Origin of the sequence: Streptomyces albireticuli (genome assembly GCF_021228125.1) — a bacterium.
In the GTDB taxonomy this organism is placed as follows: domain Bacteria; phylum Actinomycetota; class Actinomycetes; order Streptomycetales; family Streptomycetaceae; genus Streptomyces; species Streptomyces albireticuli.
The window spans coordinates 888263-897968 of record NZ_JAJQQS010000003.1; the positions used below are offsets into that span (position 1 = coordinate 888263).

The following is a 9706-nucleotide window of genomic DNA, read 5'->3' on the forward strand; positions in this document are numbered from 1 at the left end:
TCAGACCTCCGCCGTTCCCGGCGGCCTGCGCAGCGCCCGGTACAGCTCCTCGGCCCGCTCCAGGTGCGACGCGGCCTCCGCCTCCTCGCCCACCGCCCGCAGGGCCAGCCCGAGAGCCCGGTGACCGTGCGCCGTCAGCAAGGGTTCCTGGGCCAGCCGGGCACCGGCCACGGCGTCCCGCGCGGTGTCGACGGCCGCCCCGGTGTCGCCGGTCGCCAGGAGCGCCTCGGAGAGCCGGAACAGGCACTCCGTCTCGTTACGGGCGTGGCCGCTGTGCCGGGCCCGCTCCAGCACCCGGCGGTACAGCCCGGCGGCCTCCGCGTGCCCGCCGCCGCGCAGGACGCTCTCCGCCTCCGTCATCAGCATCCTGATGAGCCATTTCTCGTCCTCGCGCCGGGTGAAGACGCCCGACAGCTCCCGGCACTCCGCACCGATCCGGACCAGATCGATCCGCCGCTCCGGGTCCTCGACCTCGACCTGGAGCAGCAGGGTCCGCCGCCGCGCGACGAGCTCCCGGTCGCCGCTGACCTCCGCCACGGCCACCGACCGCTCCGCGTACGCGCGGGCCGCCGCGAAGTTCCCGAACTGGAGCTCCAGCTGGGCCAGCATCGCCAGGGAGAACAGCACCAGCAGGAAGGGGCGGGGGCCGCCGCCCGGCGCCGGGGCGTCCCCGAAGATGTCCAGGACCCTCAGCAGGTGCGCCCGCGAGCGGTGCAGGGACTCGGGGGAGGAGTGCTTCTGGAGCACCACCCCCGCCGCGTAGTAGGCGGTGCCCGCGATGTCCCCGCCGCAGAGCGCCACGGCGGCCGGGACCAGGGCGGTCGCCGCCTGCGCGAACGACCCCAGCGGCACGATGTCCTCGAAGCAGGGCACGAGTGTGACGGTGTCCACGGCCAGCGCCACCGCGTCCGGGTCACCGCTGGCGGCCGCCTGCTCGACGACCGCGACGACCGTGGGCAGCACCCCCCGCACCCACAGCATCGCGTCACGCCCGGTCCCCACGTCCGCGCCGGCCGACCGCCGGGGGTGGATGTCGGCGGTCAGCGGACCGGCCAGCGGCTGCGAGGCCCGTACCGCCGCCACGACGCTCGCGCAGATGTAGTCGGCCGCGCGGCGCACCACCGCACGGCGCTCGCTCTCGGAGAGCTCCGCCTTCGCCTTCGCCCGGGCGTACGCGCCGACCAGGTCGTGGAAGTGATAGCGGCCCGGTGCGCGGGTCTCCAGGAGGACGGCGTCGACCAGCGCCTCCAGCACCGTCTCGGCGTCCCGCTCCGGCAGGTCGAGAACGGCGGCCGCGCCCCTGACGTCGAACTCCGCGTAGTGCGGGATCGACAGCGCCATGAACGCGCGGGCCTGCCGCGGCGGCAGCTGCGACGTCGACAGCTCGAAGACCGCCTCGACCGTCAGCTCTCCCACCCGGAGCTCCCCGAGCAGCCGGGCCTGGTCCGACACGCGCTCCAGCAGCGTGGCGACACTCCACGCCGGCCGGGCCGCCAGCCGGGCGCCCGCCGCGCGCAGCGCCAGCGGCAGGTGCCCGCAGGCCGCGGCCAGCGCCGCCACGGCCTCCGGCTCCTCGTCGAGCCGCCGGGCCCCGGCGACCTTGCCTATCAGCTCCACGGCGTCGTCGGTCCCCATGCCCACCAGGGGAACGGTGAGCGTGGCGGGCATGGCCGCCAGGGCCCGCGCCGTGATCAGCGCGGCGCACCGGGCCGCGCCCGGCAGCAGCGGTTCGACCTGTGTCACGCCCGCGGCGTTGTCGAGCACGACCAGGACGGCGCGCCGCGACAACAGGGTGCGGAACAGCGCCGTGCGGTCGGCGAGCGACGCCGGGAACCGCTCGTGCGGAACGCCCAGCGCCGCCAGGAAGCCCGCCAGGATCGCGGCCGGGTCGCCCGGAGCCCCGTCGGGGCCGCGCAGGTTCGCGTACAGCTGCCCGTCCGGGTAGCCGGCGGCGACGGTGTGCGCGGTGCGCAGCGCCAGCGTGGTCTTGCCGACGCCGCCCATGCCCGTGATGACCGCGACGGCGTGCTCGGCACCACCGTCCAGCGCGCCGACCAGCGCGGAGAGCTGTTCCTGACGGCCGGTGAAGTCGTAGGGCGCGGGCGGGAGCTGAGCGGGCGCCGGGAGCTCCTGGACGCCCGGTCGCACCGGGGCGGCCGACGGCGGGGAGTCCTCGTCCGCCGGGGAGGGGGCGACGAGGAGCGCCCGCCCCCCGGGGACCGCGAGGAGCGCCTGGTCCTCCGCCAGGACGGCGGCGTGCAGCTCCCGCAGGGCCGGGCCCGCGTCGACGCCGAGCTCGTCCGCGAGCACCCTGCGGGCGTCTTCGAAGGCCAGCAGCGCTTCGGCCGCGCGCCCGGAGCGGTAGAGGGCCAGCATCAACGCGCCGTGCAGCCGCTCCCGGTACGGGTACGCCTCCAGCGCGCGCAGGATGTCCGGTACGAGCTCCGCGCTGCGGCCGCACTCCAGCAGCAGTTCCAGGTGGTGCTCCACGGCGGACGCCCGCTGCTCGGTGAGCGCGCGGCGGTGGTCCTCGGCGGCCGGCCCGGGCAGCCCGGCGAGAGCGGTCCCCCGCCACATCCCGAGCGCCTCCTCCAGAGCGGCCGCGGCGGCCGCGGGGTCACCGCTCCGGGCGTGGTGCCGGGCCCGCGCGGTGAGCAGGCCGAACCGCAGCGCGTCGACGGACTCGTCGGGAAGCCGCAGCACGTATCCGTCGTCGGTCGTCCCGATGACGGCGGAGGGGCGTTCCCCGGAGGTGCCCTCCGCCGGGTCCACGCGGTCGATGTGGGTCCGCAGCCGGTGCACGTAGTTGACGACCACGCGCCGGGCGGTGGACGGCGGGTCGTCGTGGTAAAGCCCGTCGATCAGCTCGTCGATGGTCACCAGGTTCCCCGCGCGCAGCGCCAGGGCCGCCAGCACGGCCTGCGGCCCCGGTGCGCCGGGGCGGGCGGCCGTCCCCCGGACCGGCACGTACTGCACGGGCCCGAGCAGAAGGATGCGAGTCATCTGGTGCGGCGCGGGCAATTCTGACGACTCCCCCCGTCCCGACGTATCCCGGTCGATCATATGCTCCCGCGCACGTACGGTCGGTGTCCCGTCGGCGGCGGTACGTGCGCGCGCCGGGCGACGGTCCATGACGCCGGGGACCCCGACGGCCATGGGGGACGACCCCCGGCCGCGGGTCAGGGACGGCTCAGGGGCGGGTGGGGGTACGCCCCGGATGGCGGCGCGGCCCCGGCGGACAACCATGATCGACATGACGCACTCGTCCACTTTCCTCTCCCGCCGGGCCCTCCTCGGGGCCGCCCTGGCCGGCTCGTTGCTCATGACGGCGGCCCTGCCCGCGAGCGGCGCCGCGGCCGCCCCGCGCCCCGGCGGCGCCACCTCCACCACCGCCCCGGCGGTTCCGCCCCTCGACACCCGGGCCCTCCGGGCGGCCCTGTCCGAGCTGGGGGACCCTCAGTTGACGGCGGCACAGATACGGGTCAGCGGCTCGGCCGGCCGCTGGTACGGCACCTCGGGCGTCGCGGACACCCGGACCGGCCGGCCCGTCCGCCCCGACGACAGGTTCCGCATCGGCAGCATCACCAAGGTCTTCGTCGCCACCGTGGTGCTCCAGCTCGCCGCCGAGGGCAAGCTGGACATGGACGCGCCGATCCAGCGCCGCCTGCCCGGTGTGCTGCCCGACGGCTTCCCGCCGATCACGGCCACCCAGCTGCTGAACCACACCAGCGGCCTGCCCGCCGAGAGCGGCCCGGACATCCCCGACCTCGACACGCCGGAGGACATCCTCCGGCACCGCCACGACCGGTGGAAGCCGGAGCAGCTCGCGGCCATGGTGACCCGCGGCCCGATGAAGTTCGCGCCCGGCACCAAGCAGGAGTACCGGGGCATCAACTACGTGCTGGCCGCGATGCTCATAGAGAAGGTGACCGGCCGCCCGTACGGCGAGGAGATCGGCAAGCGCGTCCTGCGCCCGCTGCGCCTGGACCGCACGTCCCTCCCCGGCGCGGACCCGAAGATCCGCGGCCCGCACGTGCACGGCTACCTGGCCATGTCGGACGGCCACCTGGAGGACGTCACGGAGTACGACCAGACGGAGGCCTGGGGCGAAGGAGAGATGATCTCCACGACCGGCGACCTGGACCGCTTCATCACCGCGCTCTTCTCCGGCGAGCTCCTGCCGAAGGCCCAGCTGGACAGGATGTTCACACTGCCGCCCGCGGAGGTGCGCATGCTCGACGGCGGCCCGGCCCGCTACGGCGCCGGTCTCCAGACGGTCACCGTGAACGGCGTGACGCTGTGGGGCAAGACCGGCGAGCGGTACGGCTACAACTCGGCGGTGTTCGCCACGCGCGACCAGCAGCGCCGTGTCTCCTACTCCTTCAACCCGACCCACCGGGACGCGAGCCAGCAGAAGATGACGCTGCGGCTCGCGGAGGCGGTCACGAAGGGGAAGGGCTGAGCGGCGCGCCCGGCCCGTGACCCCGTGCTCCCGGTCACCCCCGGTCGTCGAAGCTGGCGAAGTACGAGGCGGCCATGTCCTCCTGACCGTGGCCCTGTTCGGCGGCCCGGCGGAAGCGCTCGGCGCCCGCGGCCGTCACGTCCAGGCGCACCCCGGCCCGTTCCCCCGCCTCGACGATCAGCCGGGCGTCCTTCTCGGCCGTGGTGGTGGCGAAGCTCGGCGGGGTGAGGCCGCCGTCCAGGATCAGCCGTGCCTTGGCCCGCAGATAGCCCATGTCCAGGGGGCCGCCCTCGACGGCGCCCAGGAAGGCGGCCGGGTCCACACCGAGGCCTTCGGCGAGCGCGAGCGCCTCGGCGGTGCCGTGGGTGACCGTGAGCACCCAGCTGTTGACGACGAGCTTGAGCCGTGTCGCGGCGCCACCGGCCGCCTCGTCGGCCACCCAGACCGTACGCCCGCCGATGGCGTCGAACACGGGCGAGAGGGTGCCGCGAACCGCCTCGGGCCCGGCGGCCAGGACGGTGAGCCTCCCCTCCTCGGCCGGCTGCCTCGTCCCCAGGACGGGCGCGTCGACGAGGACGAGGCCGTGTTCCCGGGCGAAGCCGGCGAGCGCGTCGAACCCGTCGAGGCCCGCGGTGGTCGACTGCGCCCAGACGGCACCGGCCCGCAGACCGGACGCGGCGTCCCGCATCACCTCCAGGGCGGCGGGCCCGTCGTGAAGCATGGTGAGCACGACCTCCGCGCCGCGCACGGCGTCGGCGGGCGTCTCCGCGACGCGCACACCGTCGGCGGCGAGCGGCACGGCCTTCTCGCGGCTGCGGTTCCAGGCGCGCACGTCCAGTCCGGCACGGGCGAGGTTACGGGCCATGGGGAAGCCCATGATGCCGGTGCCGAGGACGGCCACGGAGGGCGTGTTGTCTGACATGCCCCGACCATATGAGCTGGAGCGCGCTCCAGGTCAAGGGCGTGCCGGAGCGCTTCGGCACGCCCCCGGGGCGCGGACACCCCGGTGGTACGGGCGGCGCGGCCCGTACCCCCGGGGCTTCCCGCCGCCGTGGCCGCCGTCACCGGTCCGGCTCGGTGCTCAGCCCCTCAGCAGGCCGTCGAACAGCACCCAGCCCGACCATCCGCCGCTGACGGAGGTCTGCCAGCGGTGATACGGGTAGCCGGCGCTGTTGACGCCGAACAGCTCGATGCGGCCGTCGGCGTTGGTCTCGGCAGCCACCTGGCTCAGGCCGCCGTCGAACTGCGCCCAGGGACCCCAGGAGCCGCCGATGGAGTTCTGCGAACGGTGGTAGATCCCGCCGGCGCTGTTCGTCCCGAAGATCTCCAGTCGTCCGTCGGCGTTGCGCGCGGCGGCGATCGAGGACAGGCCGCCGTCGAACTGCTCCCAGCCGGACCAGCCGCCACCGGGGTACGTCTGCCAGCGGTGGTAGATGCTTCCGGCGCTGTTGACGCCGAACAGCTCGACACGCCCGTCGGCGTTGGTCTCGGCCGCCACCTGCGTCAGCCCGCCGTCGAACTGCGCCCACCCCGACCAGCCGCCGCCGGGGGAGGTCTGCCAGCGGTGATAGATGTTCCCGGCGCTGTTGGCCCCGAAGATCTCCAGTCGTCCGTCGGCGTTGCGCGCGGCGGCGATCGAGGTCAGCGCGCCGTCGAACTGTGCCCAGCCGGACCAGCCGCCGCCGGGGGAGGTCTGCCAGCGGTGATAGATGGAGCCGGCGCCGTTGACGCCGAACAGCTCCACGCGCCCGTCGGCGTTGGTCTCGGACGCGACGGCGCGCAGCGCGCCGTCGAACTGTGCCCAGCCGGACCAGGCGCCCCCGATGGAGGTCTGCCAGCGGTGGTAGATCGCGTCACCGCTGTTGGTCCCGAACAGCTCCAGCCGCCCGTCGGCGTTGCGCGCGGCGGCGATCGACGACCCGAACACGGTGGCCGACCTCGGGTCCGCGGCGGCCGACCCCGGTAAGGCGAGCCCCGGGGCGGCCGCCAGCAGGGCGCCCACCACGGCGGCCGCCAGCGCGCGACCCGCACGGCCGGTACGGCTCGTACGGCGGGAACCACCCCCACCGTTCGTACGCGGTCCTGTGACTCCCGGCCTCGGTGCGCCGGTCGTCCGGCAGATCCGTCTGAACCTCTCGCGCAGTCGCTTCCGCATGCGCACGGCCCTTCCTGTCCGGAATATTGGAATCCACAGGGCCGGGGCGCCGTCGCCGGCGCCCCGGCCTTCGTGCCGTGGTGGCGGGCGGAACCACGGCTCACCCGGGTGCCGGAGCACCGGCGCGAGCCGCTTCGGAACAGTGCGGGACGCTCACGCCACCGCGACATCGCCCGCACCGTACACGGCTCCGCCGCACGGCACACCCCGGCTTTCGGCCGTGCCTCGCCCGGCACCCGGCACGGGCGGCGACGGCATCGCGGCCCTCGTGTCCCGCGCCCTCAGCCCCGTCCGGCCGACGGGGACCCCGTCCCGCTCACGGGCTGGTCGACGTAGCCCGCGGCCCCGCCCGTGTAGTACGTGGCCGGATCGCCGGCCGCGAGCGCGCGTCCCATCGCGAACCGGGTGACGAGGTCGGGATTGGCGATGAAGTGCGTGGCGAACGACACGGCGTCGGCGATCCCCGCCTCGACCACCGCGTTCCCGGACTCGCGGCCGAACCCCAGGTTCACGATGAGCGGACCGCCGAACAGCCGCCGGTACCGCGCGAACGCCCCGAAGTCCGGGGTGCCGCCCGGTGCGGCGAGGTCACGCCCCCGCAGGTGCAGGTACGCCACCGGGCGCGCGCCCAGCTCCGTCACCAGCGCGTCGTACTCGGCGAGCGTCCGCTCGTCGGCGACGAACCGGTCGCCGGTGTCCCAGTAGGGCGACAGCCGGACGCCGACGCACCGCCCGTTCCAAGGGGCGGCGACCGCGTCGACGATCTCGCACAGCAGCCGCCGCCGTCCCGCCGCGCCCGCCCCGTAGGCGTCGGTGCGCCTGTTGAGCCGGGGATTGAGGAACTGCGGGATCAGATACGGCCCGACGGCGTGGACCTCGACCCCGTCGAACCCGGCGCGCCGGGCGTTCGCCGCGGCGGCCCCGTACTCGGCGACCGTGCGCGCGATGTCCGCGGCCGTCATCTCCCGAGGGGTGACGGTGTCCTTGAACCCCTCCCGGGTGAAGGACTTCTCGCGGGGATCGACCGCCGACGGCCCCGCGGGCACCTCCCCCCGCAGGTGGTCGGGGTGGGAGGCGGCGCCGGTGTGCCAGAGCTGGAGCACGATGCGGCCGCCCAGGGCGTGCACGACCTCGGTGACCCGCCGCCACCCCGCGACCTGCTCCTCGCTGTAGACGCCCGGGACGTCGACGAAACCGATCGCCCGCTCGCTGACCCACGTCCCTTCGGTGACGATCAGCCCGGCGCCGGCACGCTCCCCGTAGTAGGCGGCGTGCAGCTCCGTCGGCACCAGCCCGGGATTCGTCGCGCGGGCCCGGGTGACCGGGGCCATCACCACGCGGTTGGGCAGCCGGAGGCCACCGAGGTCAGCCGGTCGCAGCAGCGGCTGGACGGAGGCGGTCGGCCGGATCGTGCTCATGGCGGTATCTCCTTGCCGGGAGCGGCACCGGCCGGGGCGGTACGGAAACCGGGGCGGTGCCGGATCAGTGGGGTACGAGCACGGGCGGGCCGCACCGCGGCGCCACCGGCGACGCGCGTTCCGGGAGGACCCGTGCTCCTCGCCCATCGTGGGAGCGGCCGTCCCGCCGGGACGAGGGCCGAGATCATCCTGGTACCGGCAGGGCGACCCTCAGCCGATCCGCACACGCCACAATGGGGTCATGGACCCCACCGACCTGGGCACCTGTCTGCGCGCCTGGCGCGACCGCCTGGCACCCGCCGAGGCCGGCCTGCCGGCCGGGCCGCGCCGGCGCGCCCCCGGGCTGCGCCGCCAGGAGGTCGCCACCCTGGCCGGACTCTCGGTCGAATACCTGGCCAGGCTCGAACAGGGCCGTGCGGGACGGCCCTCCGCCTCGGTCCTCGCGCCGCTGGCCCGCGTCCTGCGGCTGAGCGGCGAGGAGCGGGACCACCTCTTCCGGCTCGCCGGGCACGCGCCCCCGGCGCCCGGCGCCGCGGCCGGCCGGGTCACACCGGGACTGCACCGCGTCATCGACCGCCTCCACGACGCGGGGGTGATGGTCATCGACCGCGCCTGGAACGTCGTGCTCGCCAACCCGCTGGCGGTCACCCTCCTCGGGGACGACGCGTCCGGGGAGGACGGCGAACGCAACGCTCTGCGGCGCCACTTCACCGGAGGCGCCTCCCGGGTGGTCCGTACGGCCGCCGAGGCCGCGGCCTTCGAGGCGTACGCCGTCGCCGACCTGCGCGCGAGCCTCGGGCGCTTCCCGGACGACCCGGGTCCGCGCGCGCTCGTCGGTGAACTCCTGGAGCGCAGCCCGGCCTTCGCCGCGGCCTGGGCGAGGACCGGCGTCGCCGCGAGCGCGTCACAGCCCAAGACGGTCGAGCACCCCGAGGCCGGCCGGCTGACCCTCGACTGCGATGTGCTGGAGGCCGTCGGTTCGGCGCTGCGCCTGGTCGTGTACACCGCGGCGCCCGGCACGCCGGACCACCGGGCGCTGGAGCGGCTCGCCGCGGCCGTACCGCGCCCGGCGGAGCCGGCCGTGCTCGCCGGCGGTGACTCCGCGCGCTGAACGGATCCCACCGGTCCGTGCCCCGGCAGGCCGGAGGGCCGGTGGAAGGATGTCTTCCACCGGCCCTCCGCGCGGGACCTACCGGGTCCTTCAGGCCTGGGCGACCAGGCTCGCGGGGCGCAGGTCCGTCCAGTGCGCGTCCACGTAGGCGGTGCAGCCCTCGCGGGAGTCCTCGCCGTGCGCGACGGTCCAGCCGTCGGGGATCTCGGCGAAGACCGGCCAGAGGGAGTGCTGGTTCTCGGCGTTGACGAGGACGTGGTAGCGGGCGTCGTCGTCCTCGAAGGGGTTGGTGGCGGCCATGGCTGTGGTGCTCCTTCGTCGTTCCGTGTCAGGTTTCTGATGGGTGGTCAGGATGAGGGTCGGGTGGCTCAGGCCGTGTGCGCGGCCGTGACGCCGTCGCCGACCGCACCGGCCTCGGCCTCCAGCCGGGCCCGTACGTCCTGTTCGGCGCGGCGTAGGAGGAGGGAGTCGCGGATGTGGCCGGAGCGGACGGCGAGGGTGGAGAGGAGGGTGGAGGTGATGCCGTGGGTGTGTTCGGTGGTGCCGCCTTGGAGGTAGAT

At 75.2% G+C, this 9706-nt stretch carries 7 protein-coding genes and 1 pseudogene; 2 read left to right on the forward strand and 6 right to left on the reverse strand.

Annotated features, from left to right (window positions below; genetic code table 11):
• Window positions 1-3003, reverse strand: coding sequence for an AfsR/SARP family transcriptional regulator (locus tag LUZ64_RS37105; RefSeq protein WP_095581460.1), 3003 nt, complete (start codon window positions 3001-3003; stop codon window positions 1-3).
• A 250-nt stretch (window positions 3004-3253) separates the two neighbouring features.
• Here LUZ64_RS37105 and LUZ64_RS08345 point away from each other — a divergent pair, with 250 nt between their 5' ends.
• On the forward strand, window positions 3254-4462 hold the full coding sequence (locus LUZ64_RS08345) for a serine hydrolase domain-containing protein (RefSeq protein WP_232389706.1): 1209 nt from the start codon (window positions 3254-3256) through the stop codon (window positions 4460-4462).
• A gap of 34 nt (window positions 4463-4496) precedes the next feature.
• On the opposite strand, the gene LUZ64_RS08350 is transcribed toward LUZ64_RS08345, so the two are convergent.
• From LUZ64_RS08350 to LUZ64_RS08360, 3 genes are all read right to left on the reverse strand, one after another.
• On the reverse strand, window positions 4497-5384 hold the full coding sequence (locus LUZ64_RS08350; RefSeq protein ID WP_095581461.1) for an NAD(P)-dependent oxidoreductase: 888 nt from the start codon (window positions 5382-5384) through the stop codon (window positions 4497-4499).
• Between the two features lie 159 nt (window positions 5385-5543).
• Entirely contained in the window at window positions 5544-6389 is an 846-nt protein-coding gene (locus tag LUZ64_RS08355) for a PLL family lectin (RefSeq protein ID WP_232389705.1), read from the reverse strand.
• 509 nt (window positions 6390-6898) lie between these two features.
• On the reverse strand, window positions 6899-8035 hold the full coding sequence (locus LUZ64_RS08360; protein WP_095581462.1) for an alkene reductase: 1137 nt from the start codon (window positions 8033-8035) through the stop codon (window positions 6899-6901).
• Window positions 8036-8276: 241 nt separating this feature from the next.
• On the opposite strand from LUZ64_RS08360, the gene LUZ64_RS08365 reads away from it, so the two are divergent.
• Entirely contained in the window at window positions 8277-9146 is an 870-nt protein-coding gene (locus LUZ64_RS08365) for a helix-turn-helix transcriptional regulator (protein WP_095581463.1), read from the forward strand.
• 90 nt (window positions 9147-9236) lie between these two features.
• On the opposite strand, the gene LUZ64_RS08370 is transcribed toward LUZ64_RS08365, so the two are convergent.
• Together LUZ64_RS08370 and LUZ64_RS08375 are read right to left on the reverse strand one after the other, a co-directional pair.
• Window positions 9237-9446 carry an MbtH family protein gene (locus tag LUZ64_RS08370; RefSeq protein ID WP_095581464.1) on the reverse strand — a complete coding sequence of 70 codons (210 nt, stop codon included), beginning with the start codon at window positions 9444-9446 and terminating at the stop codon, window positions 9237-9239.
• Between the two features lie 68 nt (window positions 9447-9514).
• Window positions 9515-9706, reverse strand: a pseudogene (locus LUZ64_RS08375) (L-lysine 6-monooxygenase); the annotation flags it as partial.